Here is a 23,228-nt window from a genome sequence, read left to right as displayed (position 1 = left end):
AGTCCTGCGCGCGTGACACCCCGGCAAGTAGGCTTGCCCGGGTGAACCAACGCATCCTGACGCCGCTCGGACCTTTCCTCCTGCCACTCGCCCTGGCGGCCCAGACCGAACTGCCGGTCCGCGTCGAGCCGTTCCTGCAGCAGGTCGCCGAGTACGAACCGCCGGCCGACGGCGACGGCGCCTCGCCTCCTGCGACGCGGGCTCCCGTCCCCACCGAGGACGCCCCCGGCGACGTCCGCGAGGTCGTCACGGATGCCGCGATCCGGATTGCCGCCGCCTCGTCCACGGGGCTCTACCTCAAGGACGGCTCCGAGACGGTCTGGCGACGCCTGTTCCCGCGCGACGGTGACCGGAGTTGGGCGCCCGTCGACGTGCGGGCAGTGGAGTTCGACTACGACGGCAGGCTGTGGTTCGCCTCGCCTCAGGGCCTGGGCGCTCTCGACGAAGTCACAAGTGAGTGGCGGCTCTACGACCGGCACGACGGCTTGCCCTGGAACGACTTCACCAGCCTCGCCGCCGCGCCGGACGGGTCGATCTGGGCGGGCACGACCCGCGGCCTCGTTCATCTGATCCCGGGCGCCTCGCCGGACGACCCGCCCCGCTGGCAGTACCGGCAGGGACGGCGCTGGCTGGCCCACGACCATGTGCTGTCGGTCGAGGTCGACCGGGACGGCACGGTGCAAGTCGAGACCGCCGCGGGCCCCGGGACGATTCACTCGCGGCCGACGACCCTCCGCGGGAAGGCGGAGCTCTTTCACCAGGCGATCGACCGCTTCCACCGGCGGACGCCCTACGGCTACGTGCTGGGCGTCGCGCTCGAGCGCCCCGGCGACACCTCGGCGTTCCGCCAGTCCGACAGCGACAACGACGGCCTGTGGACCTCGATGTACGGGGCCGCCGAGTGCTTTCGCTGGGTCGTCACCGGCGAGCCGGAAGCGCGCGAGAACGCACGCCGGGCGTTCGAGGCGCTGCGCTTCCTCCAACTCGTGACCCAGGGCGGCACGCCGCCGGCCAGGCCCGGTTTCGTCGCCCGCACCATCCTGCCGGCTGACGGCCCGAACCCCAACGCCGGCCGGGTCGAGAGCGACCGCCGGTTCCGCGAGGAACGCGACGGGCTGTGGAAGGTCATCGATCCCCGCTGGCCCACCAGCGCCGACGGCAAGTGGTACTGGAAGAGCGACACGAGCTCCGACGAGCTGGACGGCCACTTCTTCTTCTACGGCCTGTACTACGACCTGGTCGCGGACAGCGACGCCGAGCGTGCCGAGGTCCGCGAGACCGTGCTCGCGATCGTCGACCACCTGATCGACGGCGGCGGCGCTCTCGTCGACCACGACGGGCAGCGCACCCGCTGGGCCGTCTTCGGTCCCGAACAACTGAACTACGACCAGGACTGGTGGGAGGAGCGGGGTCTCAACTCGCTCTCCTACCTGACCTACCTGCGGATCGCCGAGCACATGAGCGACACCGGGTCCGAAGCCGACGCCCGCCGCGGGCAGCGCTACGCCGAAGCCGCGCGGAGCCTGCTGGACGACAACGCCTACCTGGCGAACCTGCGCAATCCCAAGGTCCAGAGTGGCCCCGGCACCGGCAACCAGTCGGACGACGAGATGGCGTTCATGAACTTCTACCACCTCCTGACGTACGAGCGGGACGAGGCGGTGCGCGGTGTCGTCGCCCACTCGCTGCGCCAGTACTGGAAGGTCCTGCAACCGGAACGGAATCCGCTGTTCGACTTCATCCACGCCACCGCCATCGACGGCAACGGCTACCGTGACGCCTTCGACGACGAGACCTACCGTCGCGACGACTTTCCTCTGGACGACGCCGTCGAGAGCCTGGTCCTCTATCCTCTCGACCGCTTCGACTGGGCCCTCTCGAACAGCCACCGGCTCGACATCGTGCTGCTGCGAGACCAGGAGGAGCGCCGTGGCGTTCGCGGTCGCCTGCTGGACGGCCGCGTTTTGCCGATCGACGAGCGCTTCGTCAACCACTGGAATCACGACCCCTGGCGACTCGACCACGGCGGCCAGGGCCGCTACCTGGCCGACGGCGCCAGCTTCCTCTTGCCCTACTACCTCGGCCTCTACCACGAGCTGATCGAGGAAACATCGGGCGACGCGCCAGCGGAGCCGTCCCGTTGACGGAGGGCGCGGTCGGCGCTCCGCGAGTGGCGCTCCAGCTCTACACCCTCCGGCGGCAGGCAGAGCAGAATCTCGAAGCCGCCCTCGATCAGGCGGCGGAGGCCGGCTACCGCGAGATCGAGTGGTTCGGCGGTCTCTGGGGGCGCACGGTCGAGGACCTCCGAGGGCTACTGTCGGAACGCGGCCTCGGCCTCCTCGCGGCCCACGTGCCGCTCTCCGAACTGGAGGCGGATCCGGCCGGTGTCATGGACACCTACCGCGCCCTCCACTGCCAGGTGCTCGTCTGCCCCTGGCTCGACGACGAACAGCGCGGAGACGGCAGCCGCGCGCACTACATGGACCTCGGCCGGCGCCTCGACCTGCTGAGCTACCGGTTCCGGGCCGGCGGCTTCCGTTTCGCGTACCACAACCACGAGTTCGAGTTGCTCCCGTTCGACGACGGCCAACCGGAACGCCTGGGCCGCGACGGCCTGCACGCGCTCGTCTCCTGCCGCTCCCAGGACGGCTGGGGTCTGGAGCTGGACACCTACTGGGCCGCCTTCGCCGGCTCGGATCCCGTGGCTCTGATCAGGGAACTCGGCGACCGGGTGCAACTCCTCCACCTGAAGGACGGTCTGCTCCCCGGACCGGCCGAGGAACGGGCGGCCGGGCAGGCTACTTCCGAGCGCTGGTTCCGGCCGCTGGGCGAAGGAGACGTGGACATCGCCGGCTGCGTAGAGGCCGCGCTCGAAGCCGGCGTCAGCCTGTTCGTCGTCGAGCAGGACGAGACCGCGGAAGCCGGCGGAGCGCCCGAGCGCGACATCGAGGTGAGTCTCAGGCACCTTCAAACGGCGACTGCAATCGGCGCGGCGACGGCGGAAGGCGACACGCCATGACCTGGGGTCTCTCCGGCCTGGACACCGCGATCGTCCTCGTCTACCTGGCGGGGATCCTGGTCATCGGCACGACCTTCAGCCGCTACGTCAAGACCAGCGGCGACTTCCTGCTGGCAGGCCGCGCCCTGCCCTTTTGGGCGATCGGCATGTCGATCGTCGTCAGCGACATCGGCGCCACCGACTTCATCGCCGTCGCCGGCGGCACCTACCGCTACGGGCTCGCCCAAGCGAACTTCGACTGGCTCGGCTCGATGCCGGCGCTCCTGATCGCTGCGTTTCTGATCGTCCCCTTCTACTGGCGAAGCGGCGTCTACACCGTGCCCGAGTTCCTGGGCCGGCGCTACGGCGACGGCGTGCGCAGCTTCCTCGCTCTGGCCTGGGGAGTCATCCTGGTGCTGAACCTCGGGATCATGATCCACGCCACGGCGCTGCTCATGCGGACGGTGCTTGGCTGGGATCCACAGCTTTCGATCTGGATCACGACGGCCATCGTCGGCATCTACACGATCAGCGGCGGCCTGGCAGCGGTCGTGATGACCGACGTGCTGCAGCTCATCATCATGTTCGTGGGCGGCGCCGCCCTGGTCGCGCGAGCTCTCTACGAGGTCGGCGGGCTGGCGGCGCTCCGGGACGGCGTGCTCAACCAGGGCGCCCAGTACGCGGACCACTTCTCGCTCTACCTGCCCCACGACACGACGACTCCCTTCCCCTGGACCGGCATCGTTCTGGGGCTCGGGATCGTGCTCTCGGTCGCCTACTACACCGGCAACCAGACGATCGTTCAGAGGGCGCTCGGCGCGCGCAGCGAGTGGGACGCGAAGGCGGGCGTGCTTCTCGCCGGCTTCCTCAAGCTGTTCATTCCGCTGCTCGTCGCCCTGCCGGGGCTGGCCGCGATCCTGATCGTCCCTGACCTCCAGAATGCCGACGAAGCGGTGCCCAGCCTGATCGCCCAGTTGCTGCCGCCGGGCCTGCGGGGCCTGATGTTCGCCGCCTTCCTGGCGGCGCTCATGTCGAGCGTCGACTCCAACCTGAACTCGGCGGCGACCCTCTGGAGCCGGGACCTGCTCGGGCGACTTCGCCGCCGCCTGGGCCGCGCCGAGCTCGGCACGGCCGCGGAACTCCGCTTCGGACGCATCCTGTCCGCCGTGCTGCTGCTCGTCGCCGCCTTCATTGCGCCCGAAATCGAGCAACGCTTCAGCAACATCTACAACGCGATCCAGACCGTCTTCTCCCTGATCCAGGGGCCGACGCTGGCCGTGCTCCTGCTCGGCATCCTCTGGCGCGGTGCGAACCGCTACGGCGGCGCTGCCGGTCTGGTCTCGGGCGTGGGACTCTGTCTGCTGCTGAACAGCCCGGCCATGGACGGGCTGTTCCCGTCCGAGGAACCGTTCCTGTTCGTCGCCTGGTGGTCCTTCGTGTTCACTCTCGCCGTGACCTGGATCGTCAGCCGGCTGACGCCGCCCGAGCCCCCGGAACGCCTGCGCGGCCTCGTCTGGGGCGAAGTAAGAAACGACGAGGCTGTCCAGGCGGCGCTGCGAAACCGGGTCGCACGCCTCCAGGACGAGGGCGATCCGCGATGAGAGCGATCCTCGAGTTCGCCCTCGGGCCGATGAACGCCGCGATGGGTGCGTTGCCCCTCTGGAGCGCTCGCGTCGCCGTGGCCCTGCTCCTCATCCTGCCGGCGGTCGCCGTGTGGCGGCTCAGCTCCGACTGGGTGCTCCGCGGCGCACCCGATCGCGCGAAGTGGCGGGACCTGCGAATCTGGGCGGCGCTGTTCATCGTGCCCTACCTCGTGATCTACCTCCTGTTGGCCTGACCAGCCGTACTGCACGCCATGACCTCTGAACACACCAGCCGCGACCGCTCCACCGCACGCATCCTCGGCGTGTTTCTGGCGGTGCTCTCGATACCGGTTTTCATCGGGGGCTTCTCCGCTGCCGAGACGATCGATCTCGCGCTCAGCACCGCCGCCGGGGCCGCCCTCTTACTGGCCGCGGCGATCCTGATGATCTTCGGTAGCCGCGGCACCCCGAACCAAACGGGGAAACCCTGACCGCGCCGCAGCAGCCCACGCCTGCGATCACACCGAAGATCGCCGAGGACGAGGCGCACCGGCTGCTTGGGGGCGGACGATGGCGTCGACTCCGTAGCCGCCGGCCTCTGGCCCTGGAGCTGCTCTACCTGCCCCACTGGCTCGTCGTCTACGAAACGCGGGAGCCGTCCGGAGGCCGCCAGTCGCAGGACGCACAGCTCGCCGTGCTCGTCTGTCGGCTGAGCGGACAAGCGGCACACATTCGGCTGCAGGAAGTCAACCTTGCGCCGGGACGCGAGTCCCTGCCGCCGGCCCTCGACCCGGCCGAAGCGGAAGAGCGGGCGGCCGGTTTCGCCGGTCGCGTACTGCTGATGGCCGCCCGCGGCAAGCGCCCTCGTGAACGCGGCAGGGTGCTTCGTTCCGAACCGTGCGGCTACCCCTACTGGGTCGAGTATCTCGCGCGCAGCCGCACCGTCGACTTCCACGCCGTCGACGCCGTCTCCGGCAAGCGCGCCGGCGCCGCCGTGCGCGCCGCGATCGCCCAGGGAATCGCGGGCTAAACTCCGCTCTTCCCAACCGAGGAGAACCGAATGGCCGAGGCATTCGACACGCCGACCTACATCCGCGGACCGCTGCGCACCCCCAGACAGATGCTCGCCGAGCAGGAGTACGGCGGTCACCTGTCCATTCACGACGACTCCACGGCCGAGAAGATGGGCTTCCAGGCCGGCGGCCCGATCGAAGGTCCGACTCACTTCAGCCAGTTCGTGCCCCTGCTTCACGACCTGTGGGGGCAGGAGTGGTTCGAAACCGGCTGCCTGAGCGCGCACTACCGGAACATGGTGGTCGAGGGCGAGCAGGTGCGGGCCCTCGTCGAACAGCCCGCCAACGGGAAGACCCAGGTCCGCATCCGTGCCGAGAAGGAAGACGGCACGGAGGTGTTGATCGGAACCGCCTCGATCCGCGGCGACATCGAGTCCTCCGAGCTCGCCACCCGGATGTCCCGTCTGCGGCCGCCCGGGCCCCTGGTCGTCCTGCGTGACCTCGAGGTGGGAATGAAGGGCAAGGGACTCGAGGAGGTCCGGATGGACTTCGACCAGAACATGGGCAAGCTCTATCCCTTCTCTCTGAATCAAAAGCTCGACAGGATCACCGAGCCCTCGCCGTGGTACACGGCGGACGAGGGCGCCTCATCGCCCTGGGGCCGCGCGATCATCCCACTGGAGATGGTCAGCGTCCTCGCGGGTTACTCCAACCGTCAGGCCGGCTTCCCGACCCGCGGACCGGCCCTGGGCCTGTTCGCCGGCCAGCAGATCCGGATGATCGACGGTCCTCTCTTCGTCGGCCAGGACTACCTCCTGGAGCGCGAGATCGTTGCCCTGAGCGAGAGCCGGCGCACGGAATCGAACTGGGTCAGGACGACCTTCCTGGACGCCGAGTCGAAAGAGCCGCGGGCCGAGATGATCCTGAACAACGCGACGCTCAAGCACTCCTTCGAGGGCTACGAGAAGGAACGGGCGGCGTACGAGGAAGAACGGGCGGCGATGGCATGAACGACATGCGTGACATGAAGACCGAGCCGATCCACGGCCAGATGACCTACGACGAGTCGGTCGCCCACCTGACCGCGCCGGGCGCGGACTGGGAGCTGGTGACGGAAACGGTGCGTGGGGTCGACTACCAGGTGTTCAAGAACCTGCCGCCGACGCTCCGCCAGGTCTACGACCAGGCGCGCGAGGACCACGGAGACAAGGACTTCCTGGTCTTCCAGGACACGCGCCTGACCTACAACGAGGCCTACGAACGGGCGGCTGCCATCGCCCACCAGTTGATCCACCGCTACGGCGTCAAGAAGGGCGACCGGGTGGCGATCGGCATGCGGAACTACCCGGAGTGGGTGATCGCCTTCATGGCGATCACGTCGTCCGGCGCGATCTCGGTCTCGCTGAACGGCTGGTGGTCGGGCGAAGAGCTGGAGTACGGCTTCAAGGACTCCGGGGCCAGGCTCGCCTTCTTCGACCAGCAACGGTACGAGCGGGTGGCGAGCAAGCTCCAGGGCCTCGGCGTCAAGAGCATCGGCGTACGCTGGGAAGACGAGCTCCCCGAGGGCGTCGACGACTTCGAGGAAGTCTGGCGTGAAGCCGCTGGCCAGCCGATGCCCGACGCCGACCTGGGCCCCCACGACGACGTGACGATCCTCTTCACTTCGGGAACCACCGGGTTCCCTAAGGGCGCCGTCTCCACCCATCGGGGCGTACTCAGCGGCATCGGCAGTTGGGGCTTCTACGGCGCCCAGCGGATCGCGATGGGCCTGCTCGAGGAACCGGAGGAGAACCCGGAGTTCCAGCCCTCGATCCTGATGCCCCTGCCCCTGTTTCACGTCAGCGGCAGCCACGCCGGCCTCCTGGCCTCCTTCGGGGTCGGCCGCAAGATCGTGATGATGTACAAGTGGAACCCGGAGCTCGGCCTGGAACTGATCGAGCGCGAGCGCGTCACTTCCTTCAACGGCGTGCCGACGATGACCTGGGAGATGCTGCAGTCGCCGGCGCTCAAGCAGCGTGACCTGCGGAGTCTGATCGCCGTGTCGGGCGGCGGCGCGCCGATCCCCGGCGGCATGGTCGACCGCCTGCAGGTCCTGATGCCGGACAAGCACTGGTCCTTCGGCTGGGGGATGACGGAGACGAACGCCGGCGGCGCCGGCAACACGGACGAGGGCCTGGTCGAGAAGCCGGACAGTTGCGGCAAGCCGTGCCCGATCGTCGAGCTGAAGATCATCGACGACGACGGCAACGAACTGCCGTCCGGCGAGCAGGGCGAGCTGATCATGAAGTCGTCGATGAACATTCGCGGCTACTGGAACCGCCCCGAGGCAACCGCGGAGACGATCCAGGACGGCTGGCTGCGCACCGGCGACATCGCCGAGATCGACGAGGACGGCTTCCTCTACATTCGCAACCGCAAGAAGGACATGGTGCTCCGCGGCGGCGAGAACATCTACTGCGCCGAGATCGAACGCGTCGTCTACCAGCATCCCGCGGTCTACGAGGCCGCCGCCTTCGGCGTCCCGGACGACCGCTTGGGCGAGGAGTTGGCAGTGGTCGTGGTGCCGAGGGACGGCGCCGACCTCGACGCCTCCGATGTGCGGACCCACGTCGGCGAGCATCTCGCCCGCTTCAAGGTGCCGCGCTACGTCTGGCTGCAGGACGAGCAGTTGCCGCGCGGCGCCACCGAGAAGATCCACAAGCGCACGCTGCGCGACCAGATGCTCAGGGAAGCCCCGGAACTTCAGTGACCGCGGACATCATCCGGATCGAACCCGGCGATCCCGGCGACCCGGCCTTCGCACGTCTGCACGAAGCACTCGACCGCGAACTCGGCGAGCTCTATCCCGCGGACAGCATCTATAGCGTCGAGCCGGACAAGCTGGACGCCCCCGGCTGCTGCCTGCTCCTCGGCCGCACCTCCGAGGGCGAGGCCGTCGCCTGCGGTGCGCTCCGTCGCCTGAGCGACGACCAGGCGGAGATCAAACGGATGTACGTGGTCCCGAAGTACCGCGGCCAGGCGCTGGGCCGGCGTATCCTGGAGGGCCTCGAGGCGCGGGCGGCCGCCTTCGGATACAAGTCGCTGCGCCTTGAGACGGGCGAGCGCCAACCGGCCGCGATCGGCCTGTACCACTCGTTCGGCTACGTCCAGATCCCCTGCTACAACGAGTACGCCTACGACCCGCACAGCCTCTGCTTCGAGAAGCGGCTGAAAGCGGCTGATGCCGCGCCGGTTCCTGAGAACGCCGTCGCCGACGGCTAACATGCCGCGTCATGACGCTGCCACCAGGCGAGAAGCCCGCAGACCGGATCCCTCGCCGACAGGCCCTTCGGGTGATCGGCGGCGCCGTCGCGCTGCCGCTGCTGCCAGAGGAACTGTTCGCGAACCCGCATCTCGCCCATGTCCACCTGCACCAGCAGAAGCCCGCCGGTGAGCCCGCCCCGCTCACTGTCCTGACGGAACACCAGGCCAGGACCCTCAGCGCGATCGCCGAGCGCATCCTGCCGACCACGGACACCCCCGGCGCCGGCGACGCGGAGATCCCCGGTTTCGTCGACCGTCTGCTCGCGGGCTGGCTGCCGGACGCGGCGCGGGATCACCTGCTGGCCCAACTCGACTCCTTCGATGCACGGGCCCGGGAGAAGGGCGGTCCGTTCGTCGATCTTTCCGATACCGAGAAGGACGAACTCCTCACCGAAGCCCAGGACGAAGCCCGCGCCCAGCGCGGCGAACGCGCCTTCTCACGCAATGTGAATCGGCTCCACGAGCAGCCTTTCTTCGACCTGGTCAAATGGCTCACCCTGTTCGGCTATTACACCTCCGAGGCCGGCATGAAGTCCGAACTCGGCTACCGGATCGTTCCCGGGCGCTGGGATCCCTGCGTCGACATCGAGGACGCCTGAGGCCTGCTGCAACCATGGTCCAGATCATCGAACGGAAGACGTGGGACGCAATCGTCATCGGTTCCGGCATCACCGGCGGCTGGGCGGCGAAGGAGCTGACCGAGAAGGGCCTGGAAACGCTGGTGCTCGAGGCCGGACCGCCGGTCATTCCCGAGCGCGACTACAACGAGCACACGCCGCCCTGGCAGATGCCCTACCGGGGACTGAGGGACCGCAAGCACCAGGCCGAGCGGCAACCGGTCCAGAGCCGCGCCGCCGCCTGCGACGAGTGGTCGGGCAAGTTCTTCGTCGACGACATCGACAACCCGTACTCGATCGGCGATGGCGGCCAGGACTTTCTATGGATCCGGGCCCGTATCGTCGGCGGACGGTCCCTGCTGTGGGGACGCCAGAGCTATCGCTGGAGCGACCTCGACTTCGAGGCGAACGCCCGCGACGGCTACGGCACGGACTGGCCGATCCGCTACCGCGATCTCGCGCCGTGGTACGACCATGTTGAGTCCTTCGTCGGCATCGCCGGCCAGCCCGAGAACATGCCGCAGCTACCGGACGGGAAGTTCCTGCCGCCGATCGCCCAGAGCTGCATGGAGGAGCAGGTCCGCGAGGGCCTCGACCGCGCCTTCGGCGGCACGCGCCGGTTCACACCGGCCCGGGTCGCGGTACTCACCAAACACCACCTCGGCCGCCGCGCCTGCCACTACTGCGGCATCTGCCGCCGCGGCTGCATCAGTCGGTCCTACTTCTCCAGCCTGAACGCGACCCTGCCGGCGGCCGAGGAGACCGGGCGGCTGACCGTGCGCCCCAACAGCGTCGTCCGCAACCTGATCTACGACGAACAGACGGATCGCGTGAGCGGCGTTCACCTGATCGACGCCGAAACGATGGAGTCGATCGAGGTACGGGGCCGCATCGTCTTCCTGTGCGCGTCGACGATCGAGTCGGCGCGTATCCTGCTGAACTCACCCACGCCTCGTTTCGCCGAAGGGCTCGCGAACTCGAGCGGCCAGGTCGGCCGCAATCTGATGGACCACATCTTCCAGGTCGGCGCGAACGGGAACCTGGACGGCCTGGAGGACAAGACGACCTTCGGCAGGCGACCCAACTCCTGCTACCTGCCGCGCTTCGTCAACCTCGACGGCGACCGCGCCGAAGCGACCCGCGAGAAGGATTTCCTGCGCGGCTTCGGATACCAGTGCGGCGCCCGCCGCGGAACCCTGTGGCAGGGCGGCATCGGCCAGCCCGGATTCGGCGCCGACTACAAGGCGAGCCTGCGCGGGCTTGCCCCCTGGCGCCTCAGCTTCAGCGGCTTCGGCGAGAACCTGCCGAACCCCGACAACCGCGTGACCATCGACCCTGGGCTCGAGGACCGCTGGGGCATCCCGGCGGCCCGGATCACGATGAGCTACGGCGAGAACGAGGAGGCGATGCGGGAGAGTATCCAGACCCGCGCCGCCGAGATGCTGGAAGCGCTCGGCGCGAAGAACATCCGCACCTTCAATCGGAACTCGCTGCCCGGCTTCGCAATCCACGAGATGGGCACGGCCCGGATGGGCCGGGATCCCGCGACGTCCGTTCTCAACGGCTGGTGCCAGTCCTGGGACGTGCCGAACCTGTTCGTCACCGACGGCGCCGCGATGGCGTCGTCCGCCTGCCAGAACCCGAGCCTGACCTACATGGCGCTCACCGCGCGCGCCTGCGACTACGCGGTGCGGCAGATGCGCCGGCTGGAGCTGTGATCCCGCGCCACCCGGGGATCTATGATTCCCTGTGAACCGACGGGTGAACCGAAACGGAGAGGAGCGACTCCCATGCGCCCGACCCACCGACTCGCAACGACCTGCCTCGCCGTCACCGCCGTCGTCTTCGGCCTCACCGGCTGCAGCGAGGCGCCGCCCGACGGCACGATCCTCACCGACACCCACAGCTTCGAGGAGGTCGCGCCCGGCGTCTACTTCATCCTCGGCCGAGACGACGTGATCTTCGTCCAGAGCAACGCGATGCTCGTCGTGACGGACGAGGACGCCCTGGTCGTCGACTCGCACGTCACGCCGGCAGCCGCCCGCGCCCTGCTCGCCTCGATCGCCGAAGTCACTGACAAGCCGGTCACGCACCTCGTCAACACGCACTACCACTTCGACCATGCCCACGGGAACCAGTCGTTTCCCGAGGACGTGGCGATCGTCGGCCACGAGTTCACGCGCGCGATGCTGATGACGGACGTGATGAGCCAGCCGACGGCAGCCATCTTCACCGGGAACATCCCGAACCAGATCGCCGCGATGAAGGAGGCGGCGGAGGCGATGGAGGACGGAGAGGAGAAGGACCAGGCGCTCAACGCGATCCGGATCCAGGAGGCCCACTACGTGGCGGTCGGCGAGACGGAGCCGACGCCGCCCAACGTCACCCTGACGAGCCGGATGACGATCCACCGCACCTTCGAGGGCCGGGACCGGCCGATCGAGCTGCTCCATCTCGGCCGCGGCCACACCGGCGGCGATGTCGTCGTCCTGCTGCCGAACGAGCGGGTCGTCTTCACGGGCGACCTCGTTCTGGCCGGCGCCGCGTACATCGGCGACGGCTACGTCGACGAGTGGCTCGACACCCTCGACCGCTTCGAGGAGCTCGACTTCGACCTCATCCTTCCCGGCCACGGCCCGACTTTCAGCGACCCGGCCCAGGTCGATGCCCTCAGACAGTTCCTGAGCGACTTCTGGAACCAGGCGTCCGCCGCCCACGAGCAGGGTCTGAGTCCCGAGGAAGCGATCGCCGAAATCGAGTGGCAGGGGTTCCTGGCGACCGCGCCGGATGCCCTGAAGATTCACTGCGTCCAGACGGCGTACAGCAGGATGGGTGCCCACGGAGACCCGAAAAACGCCGACTCCGCATGAGGCGGCAGGGCTCGGGGAAAACGTGGCGATTTCGCTAAGTTCCGCATTTTGTGGTATTTACAAAGAAACGCAGTTAGCATCCCGGCATGGAACAGCAGCAAGTTGCTCCCCTCTCCGTAGGCGTCTCCGCGCTCGACCGCGCGGTGGAACGCGCTAGCGGCTGGCTGCTGGAACGCTACGGCGAGGAAGTCGAATGGGCGATCGAGGACCAGTTCCTGATCGGCCTCGACGACCAGGAACGGATCGATCTGGAAGAGCAGCTCCAGGCTCGAAGCAGCCGCGACCAGTCCACCTTCTTCGCCAACGCGATGAGCTGCATCCTCGCCCAGGGGCGCTTCGAGCCCGATGCCGAGGAAGGCGACTGCCGCTCCTTCAGCTTCGCCGACAAGCTGCTCGGCCAGGGCGGCCTGCTGCTGGAGGTCACCGAGCGCCAGTGGCTCGAAGCGCTGGTCGGAAGCACCTTGCAGCTCTACCGGATCGGCCGGCTGGAGGGCGACCTGATCCCTCTGGACGAGGTGACCAGCCGCGAACGCGTCTGCGTCGAGCCTCATCCCGCGATGGAACCGCTGGAAGAGGGGGACCTGGTCGGCGCGCGCGTCGTCGCCCTGGAGGGCGAGAAGGCCGGCCGTCTGTGCGGCGTCTTCGGCTTTCCCACCGGAGACGCCGAGCGCGATCTCATCGACCTGGTGGAGACCGCGGCGGCGCACTCCCGCGGCAACCAGGGCGAGATTCTCGGCATCGCCGAGGTCGTGGCCACTGCCTGGCTGCGCGCCTTCCTGCCCGCTGCGGCGACACGCGGGCCCCAGGCCCTCGTGGACGGCGGCGGCGCATCCGGCACACGCCAGATCCTGGAGTGGCCCGTCTCCGACGCTTCGGAAGGCTCGCCTCGATTGCCGCCCTTGGATTCCTGACAGCCGGCGGAGCCGCTGCCCAGGACGCGGCCACGCGGATCGCCACCGGTCCGGTAGCGATCCGCAGCTACCAGTTGCTGGTGCCCCACGAGCTGGCCGGGAGCGGGATCGACCCCGAGGTGGAAGTCCGGGTGGAGATCGACGCCGCAGGGGCGGTGTCGCGGGTTGAGGTCCTCGCCATCGAGCCCTCGTCCGACTTCGACGACCTCCTCCGGTTCCAGGTCGAGCGCAGTGTCGGCGGCTGGCGCTACGGCCCGGCCCGCGACGACGAGGGCAACGCCGTCGCCTCCACCCTGTCGTGGAGGATGAAGTTCCAGAGCCCCGAGGAAGAGCGGAACGCGCCGACCCGCAGGTCTTTCGATCCGCAACTCGACGTCCTGGTGTCGGCCGGGGCCCTCCCGAGTCCCATGCCACAAGCGACCCTCGCCGAACGGGCCCGGATCCTGAACCGGACGATCGAAGTCGCCGAGAAGTACATCGACCGCGAGCACAGAAGACGCCGGGAAACGGAACGCTTCATCCTGATCAGCGACGCGGACGACGAGTCGACGGTCGACATCCTGGCCGGGAACATGGAGGCCGTGTTCGGAATCCTCCACGAACTGTTCGATCCGCACATCGAGCCGCTGCCGGCCCGCTTCAAGGTCGTCGTCTACCTGTTCCGCAGCCGCAACAGCCTCCACCGACTCCAGGAGGAACTCGGCGGCCGGCTTCCCGGCGCCGGCTTCTACCATTCGCCGGGCCTGCTGGCCTTTCACCAGGAAGTCCGGTACTTCGACGAACTGCTGCACACGATGCTCCACGAGGCGTTTCACGCCTTCAGCGACACCTACCTGACGGGGCCCGGGTCGGACCTGCCGCGATGGGCCGAGGAGGGCATGGCCGAGTACTTCGGAAACTCGAAGATCGAGCGGGGCACGCTCATTCCGGGCGCGGTCGATCGCGGACGGTACGTGATCTCGCACGCCGGCGGGGGGCCCATGCGGTTGCAGAGCCTGACGACCTGGAACCTCGGAGAAGCCCAAGCCGCGCTGCGGAAAGGGGAGGCGCCGGGGATCGCCGAGCTGATGGAAGCCACCGCCGACACGTTCTACGGCGAGCGAGCGCAGCACTACTACGGCTTCTCATGGCTCCTGACTCACTTCCTGCAGCATGGCCGGGAAGACTGGGAAGACGCGCAGTCCTTCGCCAGGATGCTGCTCTACCTGGCCGAGGGCTACCCCAGCCGGGACGCCCTCGAAGCGGTGTTCCAAACCACGCCGGCGGAGATCCAGGCCGAGTTCGAGCGCTACGTCCGAGGGCTGTAAATCCGCTACCGCCCGCCCAGCGCGTCGTACGCGGCCTGGTGGCGAGCCGCCTCCGCCGCACGGCCGAGCACGCGGTAGCACACCCACAGGTTGTAGTGGGCGAGCCGCCGCTCCGGATCGAGTTCGACCGTCCGCAGGAGCCGCGGAAGCGCCTCGTCCCAGCGCTCGAGTTCGATCAACGCCAGACCGCTGAAGAAGAAGTTGTCCGCACGCTGATCGTTCAGCTCGGCGGCCCGGTCGAGAGCCTGAAACGCTTCTTCCCAGCGCTCGGCCCGATAGGCCGCGAAGCCGAGGTTGTACCAGACTGCCTCGAAGTGCCCCAACTCCTCCGAGGCGCGCTTCAACAGCTCGATGGCCTGGTCGAAGTTGCCGGCGCTCAACTGGTTGGCGCCTTCGTTCAGTAGCGACTGGGGATCCGTGACGTACTGCCAGCGATTCGCCGCGACCTGCTCGTGGGCGGCCCGCTCCTCGGCCGTGCCGTACAGGTGGACAAGCGCTGCCCGGGCCTCGACCCTGGCCCAGCTCCGTGCCGGGGCGCTCGTCTCCGCTAGCCGGAACAACGCTCCCGCGTCCGCGAAGCGGCCGGAATCCCGGAGATTCCACGCTGCCGCCAGCACGTCGGCCGCGTAGTCGCTGAGCGCCAGACCGTCGTTCGGATCGATCTCTTCCGCCAGCAGTTCGAGCTGTCTGTTCGCCTCGTCCACGCGGCCGGCCCTGGCCAGGGCCCGCGCGTAGAGCGAACGAATGGACGCGCCGCCCTCTTCCGCCATCTCGCCCAACAGGTCGGCGACCGCGTCCCACCGCTGCTGGAGGATCAACAGGCGCAACAGCGCCCAGGAGATCTCCTCGCTTGCCGGTTCGAGGCTTCGCAACTCGACGAGGGCCGTCGTCGCGGCCGCGGGCCGGCCCAGGCGCTGGTCGAGCAGCGCCTTGAGGCGCAGCAACCGCACCCGGTCCGTACCGCCGTCCGTAAGGCGGCGCTCGACCAGGCCGAAAGCGGCCCGAAGCACCGTCTCGTCCGCCTCCTCGCTGCGAGCGATGAACTCCAGGACGCCCGGCGGCGGCGCGGAGACCGGGTCGTCGATGGCGGCGACCAGTTCCCGCCGGTACTCCTGCGCCTCTCCTTCGGGCAGCGGACTCCGCCGGTCGGCACGAAGCAGGCCGACCAGCGCGGCCGTCGGCTCATTACACTCCGCTCGAGCTCGCCTGAGCCACTCGACCTCGGAAGCCGGTCTCGAGGTCAGCTCCGCGATTCGGGCCCGGCGCATCAGGCGCAGGCACTCGAGGTCCGGGAGTGCCCCACCCGCCTCCGCCGAGGACTGCGCGGCAGCCGGCGCCGGCGCGCCCAGAGCCAGAAGCCCGGCGAGCAGACCAGCGGCGAGAAGCCTCCCGCTCAGGCGTTCTCCACCGCGGCCGCCATCCGCTCCACGATCTCCTCGAGGAGGGCCCGCGAGGTGGCGAAGTTGAGCCGCGTACAGCGCTCGAATCCGAGCGGCGAGCCCGGCGGGCCGAACTCGGCACCGTCGTTTAGCGCCACCTTCGCCCGCTTCAGGAAGAACCGGGACGCCGCCATCGGCAGATCGAGCCCGCGGCAATCGAGCCAGTAGAGGTAGGTCGCCTCCTGCGGACCATGCACGATGCCCGGCAGGCGCCGGTCGAGGAAGTCCGTCAGAAAGGCGCGGTTCGCGTCGAGATAGGCGACTGTCTCCTCGAGCCAGGGACCGCCGTGCTTCCAGGCCGCCCGGGCCGCCTCGACGCCGAGGATGCCGGGATGGGCGAGAACGAAGTGCGGCAGTTCGTCGAAGCGCTGCCTGAGCTTCTCGCTGCCGAACACGAGAAGAGCGAGCTCAAGCCCGGCGAGGTTGAACGACTTCGTCGCTGACGTAATCGTGACGGTCCGCTCCTGGACTTCGGGACCGAGCGTCTCGAACACCGTGTGCTCGTGCCCGGGGAACACGAGTTCGTTGTGGATCTCGTCCGCCAGGACGATCAGGTCGTGTTCGATCGCCAGTTCGGCCACGGCCTCCAGTTCGCTCCGCGTCCACGAGCGGCCGCTGGGGTTGTGCGGGTTGCAAAGCATGAACAGGCGGGTGTCCCTGTCGATCGTCGCCCGCAACTGATCGAGGTCCATCTCGAACCGTTCCGGCCCCCGCCGGAGCGGCGACTCCACCAGCCGTCGGCCGGTGCCGGAGACCGCCTCGAGGAAGGGCGGGTAGATCGGCGTTTGAATCACCACCCCCTCACCCTTACCGGCGCCCAGCATGACCGCGAGATCGAGGCCCTGGAGCGCGTTGACCAGAAAGCGGATCCGCTCCGGCTCCACCGTCCAGCCGAGCTGCTCCTGCATTCGACGGCCGAAGATCTCCGGCAGATCGCCGATCTCCGGCGGCTCGCAGTAGCCGAAATCGGAGCGCTCGACGAGTCCGCGAACGACATCCAGGATCGGCTCGGCCACGGGAAAGTCCATATCCGCGACCCACGCCGGCAGGATGCCGCTGCCGTTCCCGGTGTAGCGACTCCACTTGAACCCGGTGCGGGCCTCCAGATCCTCGAGCCGCAGGCTGTCGAACTGCTCCTTCAGCGACACGGACGCAAGCTATCAACCCGGTCGCGGCCAGTTCCACACCTGCTAGCTTCCGCCGCATGGCACTCAAACTCGGACTTCAACTCGGCTACTGGGGCGCGGGGCCCCGTCCTGATTTCCTCGACATCGCCATCGAAGCAGAGGCGCTCGGCTACGACTGCGTCTTCACCGCGGAGGCGTGGGGCTCCGATGTGTTCACGCCCCTGGCCTGGATCGGCGCCCACACCTCGAAGATCCGCCTCGGCACCGGCATCGCGCAGATCTCCGCACGCACGCCGGCTGCCACCGCGATGCACGCGATGACGCTCGACCACCTCTCCAACGGCCGGGTCATCCTCGGCCTCGGTGTCTCAGGTCCCCAGGTCGTCGAGGGCTGGTACGGACAGCCCTTCGGCAAACCGTTGTCGCGCACCCGTGCCTACATAGAGATCATCCAGAAGATTCTCGCGCGCGAGGAACCCGTGACCCAGCACAGCGAGCACTACCAGCTCCCCTACACCGGCGAAGGCTCCTGGGGACTCGGCAAGCCGCTCCGCTCGATCGTCCACCCCCTCCGCTCCGACTTACCCGTCTTCCTCGGCGCCGAGGGTCCGAAGAACGTGGCTCTCGCCGCCGAACTCTGCAGCGGCTGGCTGCCCCTCTACTACTCGCCTTACCGACCCGAGGTCTATGCCGAGTCCCTGGCCGGCAAGCGCGACGGCTTCGAAGTCCCCTACGGCGCCCGCCTCCGCGTCCATGACGACCTCACCGAGGCCCTGCTGCCGATCAAGCAGTCCCTCGCCCTCTACGTCGGCGGCATGGGCGCCAAGAAACGCAACTTCCACCGCGAACTGATGGCGCGCATGGGCTGGGAAGAAGAGTCCTTCCGCATCCAGGAACTCTTCATGACCGGCAAGCGCGAGGAAGCCGTCGCCGCCGTCCCCGACGACTTCGCCGACGAGATCTCCCTTGTCGGCCCGCCCGAGCGAATCAGGGACCGCCTCCAGGCCTTCGAAGACTGCGACGTAACGACACTGATGGTCGGCGCCGCGAGCAAGCACGAACTGCGGCAGGCCGCGGAGATCGTGCTGGGCTAAGAGACGAGATTCAACGACGCGGGGAATGCCACGAACTCTAACGAGATGGGAGGAATCATGATGAAGACCTCAACGCCTCTGATGGTCGCCAATCTTGTCATTGGTCTCTATCCGGTGAGCCTTGCCGCTCAGTCCACTCACCTGCCGGAAGAAAGTCCCGAGAGGTCATCCAGCGAAACGAGTGTCCACGAAGCCATCCTGGCAAGCCGGAACCTCACGCCTGAACAGGTCGCATCGCTCGAAGCGAAACTGGCCGTGAATCCGACTGATTTGGCTGTGCGGACGCAGCTTCTCGCTTTCTACGGCGGCTCGCGTTCGCTTCGGGATCAGTCAGCGAAGGAAGCGAAACGCGAACACGCGCTGTGGTTCATCCGCAACTCACCCGAGTCGGAAATCCTGGGAACGCCTTCTTCACAGACAAACCACATCCTTGACTCAGAGGGCTATTCGGAGGCCAAGAATGCCTGGATGAGTCAGATCGACCGTGAACCCGAGAACGCCAGGCTGTTGGGACACGCGGCCGCTTTCCTTACGTTTGGAGACCGTAGGACCTCGATCGAAATGTTGGAGCGGGCTCAGTCGCTCGATCCGACCAATCCGGAATGGCCGATGAAACTCGGCCACCTTAGTAGCTTGGGAGCGCTGGGACCGGAGGGAGGCGATTCGGGGACTTCTGAGAAGGCGCTGGAGCACTTTCAAAGGGCGTACGGGCTTGCAGACGACTCGCTTCGGGATTCACTTCTAGACTACTTGGCGAAGGCAGCGTTCTCGGCGGATCAGCTTGACCAGGCCCATCATTATGCCGAGCTCATGCTGCAGAACACTGAGGCAGGATGGAACTCTGGCAACCGTGTGCACCACGGCAACCTCGTTCTGGGTCGAATTGCATTACGAGCGGGCAACATCGAAGAAGCGAGATCTCGGTTGATTGCCGCCGGGAACACAACGGGTTCACCCCAGCTCAATTCCTTCGGGCCGAACATGTCACTCGCCAAAGAGCTTCTCGAGATCGGTGAACGAGAGGTCGTCCTGGAGTACTTCAAGCTCTGCTCAAGATTCTGGGACTCAGACCGGGCGAAGGACACATTGGACAAGTGGGGCGTGCTGGCTGCAGCCGGCCGGATACCCGATTTTGGCGCAAATCTCCATTACTGAGTGGGGAACCTGGCAACTCGCGAACTGAGCTCCGACGTCCGGCAGGGCCGTCTCCAGCAACGGCAGCGACTCGGTCTCCGGCCCGGAGCCGTGCTCGCCGCTGGGAGGAAGAGCCCCTGCGCATCCAGGACCTCTTCATGACCGGCAAGCGCGAAGAGGCGGTCGGCGTCCGCCGTGGCTTCAGGCAGCAGCCTTGAACAGCTCGAAACGCTGAGCGAGCCGGTCACGGTCGGGAAAGTCCTCGCTCCGACGAGGCAAGCGAATCCTGCTCCCATCCAACCTCTTCAACGCCTCCAACATCGGACCATCCTTCTGCACCAGCAGTCGTTCCGCGACGTGCAAACCGTAGTCCGGATCGATACCGATCAGGTGACGGTCGAAGGCGGCATGGTGGAGCTTCGAAAGCGGCATTCCGTTCTGAACCACAGGCTGCCCAAGTAACTCATCCCTGTCCGAGATGATGTGCGCGGCGTCGAGAAGATCCGGTTCAGCCAGCTTGGATACAGCGCACCGCCCGCTGTATGCCGCTATCACCACTTCGCGGAACGAGGTCTGGTGGAGCCGCTGCTTCACAAGGCGAAGCGCATAGCGGCGCTCTACGGCACCCTGAGGGGTCGCAACCTCCTGCTGACCGGGAAGCCCGAAGACCAACTTCGCCGTTAGCGCACCACTGTTCCAGCCCGCAATGAACGTCGGCATCAGCGCCTGGTAACGACCCGGAGCCACTCCAAGGAAGTAGATGACCGGGACGTGGTTCTGAAATGCCTCACGGAGCCATTGATTGTCCGCTGCGTTCGGGTTCGTCCCCATGAACGCGTAGTCCACGGACTCCTCGTTCTCGAAGATCTGGCTGTGGGCCGTGAGCTGATCGTCGTACCAGACCCGCCCTCCTGGACGCGGAACGACCGTCTTGATCGAGAGCAGATGCAGCATTTGCCGCGGCTTGAAGATCCCACGCTGCGGATTGACCAGCGGTATCCGCTCTCCCTCAAACCTGAAGCCGGGACTCAGCTCCTTGGCCGTGAGGGTGCCTTGCAAGTCGGTCAGCAGCCGCACGCGCTCGAACGCGGCCAGACGCATCGCCGTGTCGACTTCGGACCTCACGCGAAAACGCCTACCCCACGAAGCAGTTCTCGTTGTGCCACGTCAGCGCGACAGGATCGGGTCTCTGCCTGGCAGCGGCCGGAGCGTGGATTCTTCGTCCGTGCAACGCGTAGTAGTCCCGGCCGTTCTCGAACTCTTCCTTGATGCGGCCGCTGACTTCGAAGTCCAGGTTCGGCGTGACGGTCACGTAGCCAGCATCGAACAGACTGTGGATGTCCCGCCTGAGCAGCAGACCGTTCCGTTCCTCATGCGTTCCACCGTGCCTATAGGGGCGGATGTGCGCGGCTTCAAGGGCCGGCAGCGTCCGCTCCCTCGTGACCGCGCAGCGGCGTTCATAGATGTCCGTCACGAGAACGCGGAACGTCCCCTGCCCGAGGCGCGGACGAATCAGTTGTGGCGCACCAAACCGGGCGGACTCCTCCGCGAAGTGCGGGACGCTCACGCGGCCCAAACGGTCCTGGACTGATTCCCACAGGTGGAGCCCGTCCGCGTTGTCGGTGCTGTACGTCTTGAGCGACACGATGTTCCGCGACCAGTTGGGAGCGGCCATCCAGTCCGATTCTTCGAAGAAGAAGGGCTGGGTCAGGATCCGGCAACCGATCTCGAAGTCGCGCCGGTTACCACCGGCGTGACCGCGATAGCGGACAATCCTCTGGCGCATCTCCTCGGCCGATTCCGCACCGTTTGCTTCGCCAAACGCTTGCCAGGCAAGCGAGCAAGGGAGGACGTTCGCGTACGCGAAGACGCCGCCTCCCACGATCACATCGTGCGGCGCATGCAGCTTGAACAGAAACAGCTCGCCGCGTTCAAGCGCCCGGAAGCCCCTGGGGTTCGGAGCCCAGAAGTTCACCTCCGGCAGTTCCGGCTTTCGGCGCAGCCGCTCAAACCACTGGCCGTCCGTGACGGCCACGACGAGGTTGATTCCCATCTTCAAGCGTCCGCGCTCGGGGCATCCTCCTGGAGCTTCCTGACGATCCTGTCGGACCTTAGCAAGTTCCTTTGACACGCGGCTCCGTACGCTGCTGGCGCCGTCCGGCTACGCCGTCCAGTCGTCAGCGGCTCCGAGGGGGAGGGTCCCAGCGGGCTGGAGGCAAGTGACTCCCCAGGCCGCTCCCGTCACTGACGCCGTAGCGGAACGCAGCCGACCGAAGCGAGCGCCGGCACCCCCTTCAACCAGAGAGCGCAAGCGTCCGCTGGGACCCTCCCCCTCGGAGCCGCTGACGACGGGTACCCGGCTACGCCCGCGCGAGCCGGCGGCCGTTGCCGCGGCGCGGCCGGCCGCGGCGGCCGACGCCGGAGGTGCGGTTGAACGGCACGCGGCGGCGGCGGAGGTGGGCCTGTCGCTTGACGCGGCGGCGGGCGGTGGCGAACGACTGGTTGATCGCGACCGGGATGGAGGCCGCGGCCGAGCGATGGACCACCACGTCCGGTCCGGGCAGGGCGACCTTGACCACGACGTCGAACGCGAGGCCGCCCCGGTGATTCCGGCCGGGACCGGCGATCGTCACTTCGCAGTCGACGATCCGGGAGTTGAAGCGCTTCAGCGCCGCCGCCTCGGACTCGATCGACTGCTTCAGGTCATCGCTCAGCTGGACGTTCCGGGAGCGTATCCTGATCGGGAAGCTCGGCTTGGTTCTCAACGCTTGGGGCCCCTCCGTTCTTGTCTCACATCGTACAACGCGCCGGGAGACGGAAGATTCCTCAGGCGTCCAGCGAAGCGCCCACCGTGCCCCGCAGGTAAACGTCGATCAGCCTGGGCAGCGCGTTCAGGTCGTAGCCGCCTTCGAGCACGGACACGAGCCGACCGTCGCAGACGTCCTCGGCCAGCTCGGCCAGGTCGACGCCGAAGCGGTGGAAGCTCTCCTCGGTCAGCTCCATGCCGGCGATCGGGTCGTTGCGCCAGGCGTCGAAGCCGGCCGACACCAGCAGCACGTCCGGGTCGAACGAGCGCACCGCCGGGAGCAGCAGATCGGCCATGACCTCGCTGTAGACGTCGTCGCCGCTGCCGGCCGGCAGCGGCGCGTTCACCGTCGTGCCCTCGCCTTCGCCAATCCCCCGCTCGCTGGCGGCCCCGGTACCGGGGTAGAAGGGGTACTGGTGGACGCTCAGGTAGGCCACGTCGGCCCGGTGATCGAAGAGGTGCTGGGTCCCGTTGCCATGGTGGACGTCGAAGTCCAGGATTGCCACACGCTCGACGCCGTGCACGTCGATCAGGCCCTGGGCAAGGATGGCGATCTGGTTCAGATAGCAGAAGCCCATCGCCCGGTCCCGTTCGCAGTGATGTCCGGGTGGCCGGGTCACGCTCATCGCCCGGTGGCCCGCGCCCAGCATGACGTGGTCGCCCGCCGCAAGCGCGGCATCGACGGCGGCCCAGGCGGCGTCCGCCGTCCCCGGCGACAGCGGATTGTCGTTCGTGTCGAGCATCGGCGTCGGTCGACGCGGGAAGTCGCCCTTCGCCGCCAACTCGGCGACGTCGGCGACCGCCGCCTCCATCCGCTCGATGTACTCGGGATCGTGGACAAGACCGGCCAGCCGGCGGCTCTGCCCGACCATTCCGCCGACCGACCCTGCCGAGCCCGCTTCGACCAGGTCCCAGCCCCGCTCCCTCAGGTAGGGCAGAGCAAGCTGCAGGCGTTCCGGCCGCTCCGGAAACCCCCTCGGTACAGTGTGCACCTCACAACGTGGGTCCCAGAAGACGCTCATCGGT

The 23,228-nt window shown here is 67.6% G+C and carries 22 protein-coding genes; 16 read left to right on the top strand and 6 right to left on the bottom strand.

Annotated features, from left to right (window positions below; translation table 11 throughout):
• Window positions 1-41: 41 nt before the first annotated feature.
• The 14 genes from OXI49_04785 to OXI49_04720 all read left to right on the top strand — a co-directional run bounded on the left by OXI49_04785 (window position 42) and on the right by OXI49_04720 (window position 14,602).
• Window positions 42-2,144: a hypothetical protein gene (locus OXI49_04785; GenBank protein MDE2689807.1), complete on the top strand. Its 2,103-nt coding sequence runs from the start codon at window positions 42-44 to the stop codon at window positions 2,142-2,144.
• Window positions 2,141-3,019, top strand: coding sequence for a sugar phosphate isomerase/epimerase (locus OXI49_04780; GenBank protein MDE2689806.1), 879 nt, complete (start codon window positions 2,141-2,143; stop codon window positions 3,017-3,019). The genes OXI49_04785 and OXI49_04780 overlap by 4 nt, the downstream gene beginning before the upstream one ends.
• Window positions 3,016-4,599, top strand: a complete 1,584-nt coding sequence (locus OXI49_04775) for a sodium/solute symporter (GenBank protein ID MDE2689805.1) — start codon at window positions 3,016-3,018, stop codon at window positions 4,597-4,599. The genes OXI49_04780 and OXI49_04775 overlap by 4 nt, the downstream gene beginning before the upstream one ends.
• Window positions 4,596-4,835: a hypothetical protein gene (locus OXI49_04770; GenBank protein ID MDE2689804.1), complete on the top strand. Its 240-nt coding sequence runs from the start codon at window positions 4,596-4,598 to the stop codon at window positions 4,833-4,835. Before OXI49_04775 ends, OXI49_04770 begins: the two co-directional genes overlap by 4 nt.
• Window positions 4,836-4,853: 18 nt before the next feature.
• A complete protein-coding gene (locus tag OXI49_04765; protein MDE2689803.1) occupies window positions 4,854-5,072 on the top strand; it encodes a hypothetical protein in 219 nt (72 codons plus the stop codon).
• 203 nt (window positions 5,073-5,275) lie between these two features.
• Window positions 5,276-5,611, top strand: a complete 336-nt coding sequence (locus OXI49_04760) for a hypothetical protein (protein ID MDE2689802.1) — start codon at window positions 5,276-5,278, stop codon at window positions 5,609-5,611.
• Window positions 5,612-5,641: 30 nt separating this feature from the next.
• Complete coding sequence (locus OXI49_04755; GenBank protein ID MDE2689801.1) at window positions 5,642-6,604, top strand: hypothetical protein; 963 nt, start codon at window positions 5,642-5,644, stop codon at window positions 6,602-6,604.
• Window positions 6,601-8,343 carry a class I adenylate-forming enzyme family protein gene (locus tag OXI49_04750; GenBank protein MDE2689800.1) on the top strand — a complete coding sequence of 581 codons (1,743 nt, stop codon included), beginning with the start codon at window positions 6,601-6,603 and terminating at the stop codon, window positions 8,341-8,343. The genes OXI49_04755 and OXI49_04750 overlap by 4 nt, the downstream gene beginning before the upstream one ends.
• Window positions 8,340-8,855, top strand: a complete 516-nt coding sequence (locus tag OXI49_04745; protein ID MDE2689799.1) for a GNAT family N-acetyltransferase — start codon at window positions 8,340-8,342, stop codon at window positions 8,853-8,855. Before OXI49_04750 ends, OXI49_04745 begins: the two co-directional genes overlap by 4 nt.
• 11 nt (window positions 8,856-8,866) lie before the next feature.
• Window positions 8,867-9,496: a gluconate 2-dehydrogenase subunit 3 family protein gene (locus tag OXI49_04740; protein ID MDE2689798.1), complete on the top strand. Its 630-nt coding sequence runs from the start codon at window positions 8,867-8,869 to the stop codon at window positions 9,494-9,496.
• Between the two features lie 14 nt (window positions 9,497-9,510).
• Window positions 9,511-11,232, top strand: a complete 1,722-nt coding sequence (locus OXI49_04735) for a GMC family oxidoreductase (GenBank protein MDE2689797.1) — start codon at window positions 9,511-9,513, stop codon at window positions 11,230-11,232.
• A 72-nt stretch (window positions 11,233-11,304) separates the two neighbouring features.
• Window positions 11,305-12,384, top strand: a complete 1,080-nt coding sequence (locus tag OXI49_04730; protein ID MDE2689796.1) for an MBL fold metallo-hydrolase — start codon at window positions 11,305-11,307, stop codon at window positions 12,382-12,384.
• A gap of 86 nt (window positions 12,385-12,470) precedes the next feature.
• Window positions 12,471-13,295, top strand: a complete 825-nt coding sequence (locus OXI49_04725) for a hypothetical protein (GenBank protein MDE2689795.1) — start codon at window positions 12,471-12,473, stop codon at window positions 13,293-13,295.
• Window positions 13,238-14,602, top strand: a complete 1,365-nt coding sequence (locus tag OXI49_04720; protein MDE2689794.1) for a hypothetical protein — start codon at window positions 13,238-13,240, stop codon at window positions 14,600-14,602. The genes OXI49_04725 and OXI49_04720 overlap by 58 nt, the downstream gene beginning before the upstream one ends.
• Before the next feature lie 5 nt (window positions 14,603-14,607).
• Here OXI49_04720 and OXI49_04715 read toward each other — a convergent pair whose 3' ends face one another.
• Together OXI49_04715 and OXI49_04710 are read right to left on the bottom strand one after the other, a co-directional pair.
• Complete coding sequence (locus OXI49_04715) at window positions 14,608-15,870, bottom strand: tetratricopeptide repeat protein (protein ID MDE2689793.1); 1,263 nt, start codon at window positions 15,868-15,870, stop codon at window positions 14,608-14,610.
• 125 nt (window positions 15,871-15,995) lie between these two features.
• Window positions 15,996-17,189, bottom strand: coding sequence for an aminotransferase class I/II-fold pyridoxal phosphate-dependent enzyme (locus tag OXI49_04710; GenBank protein ID MDE2689792.1), 1,194 nt, complete (start codon window positions 17,187-17,189; stop codon window positions 15,996-15,998).
• Between the two features lie 56 nt (window positions 17,190-17,245).
• Here OXI49_04710 and OXI49_04705 point away from each other — a divergent pair, with 56 nt between their 5' ends.
• Window positions 17,246-18,262, top strand: coding sequence for an LLM class F420-dependent oxidoreductase (locus OXI49_04705; protein ID MDE2689791.1), 1,017 nt, complete (start codon window positions 17,246-17,248; stop codon window positions 18,260-18,262).
• A gap of 60 nt (window positions 18,263-18,322) precedes the next feature.
• Entirely contained in the window at window positions 18,323-19,417 is a 1,095-nt protein-coding gene (locus OXI49_04700; GenBank protein ID MDE2689790.1) for an RNA polymerase subunit sigma-24, read from the top strand.
• Window positions 19,418-19,597: 180 nt separating this feature from the next.
• Here the strand turns inward: OXI49_04700 and OXI49_04695 are convergent, their stop codons facing one another.
• From OXI49_04695 to OXI49_04680, 4 genes are all read right to left on the bottom strand, one after another.
• A complete protein-coding gene (locus OXI49_04695; GenBank protein MDE2689789.1) occupies window positions 19,598-20,521 on the bottom strand; it encodes an HNH endonuclease in 924 nt (307 codons plus the stop codon).
• Window positions 20,522-20,531: 10 nt separating this feature from the next.
• Window positions 20,532-21,449: an HNH endonuclease gene (locus OXI49_04690; GenBank protein ID MDE2689788.1), complete on the bottom strand. Its 918-nt coding sequence runs from the start codon at window positions 21,447-21,449 to the stop codon at window positions 20,532-20,534.
• A gap of 307 nt (window positions 21,450-21,756) precedes the next feature.
• A complete protein-coding gene (locus tag OXI49_04685) occupies window positions 21,757-22,161 on the bottom strand; it encodes an HPF/RaiA family ribosome-associated protein (GenBank protein ID MDE2689787.1) in 405 nt (134 codons plus the stop codon).
• Window positions 22,162-22,222: 61 nt separating this feature from the next.
• A complete protein-coding gene (locus tag OXI49_04680; protein MDE2689786.1) occupies window positions 22,223-23,194 on the bottom strand; it encodes a histone deacetylase in 972 nt (323 codons plus the stop codon).
• Window positions 23,195-23,228 lie beyond the last annotated feature (34 nt).

The organism is Acidobacteriota bacterium, assembly GCA_028875725.1.
Classification (GTDB): domain Bacteria; phylum Acidobacteriota; class Thermoanaerobaculia; order Multivoradales; family Multivoraceae; genus Multivorans.
The sequence above is the reverse complement of the archived record's forward strand: the minus strand, read 5'-3'. Positions and strand labels throughout refer to the sequence as shown.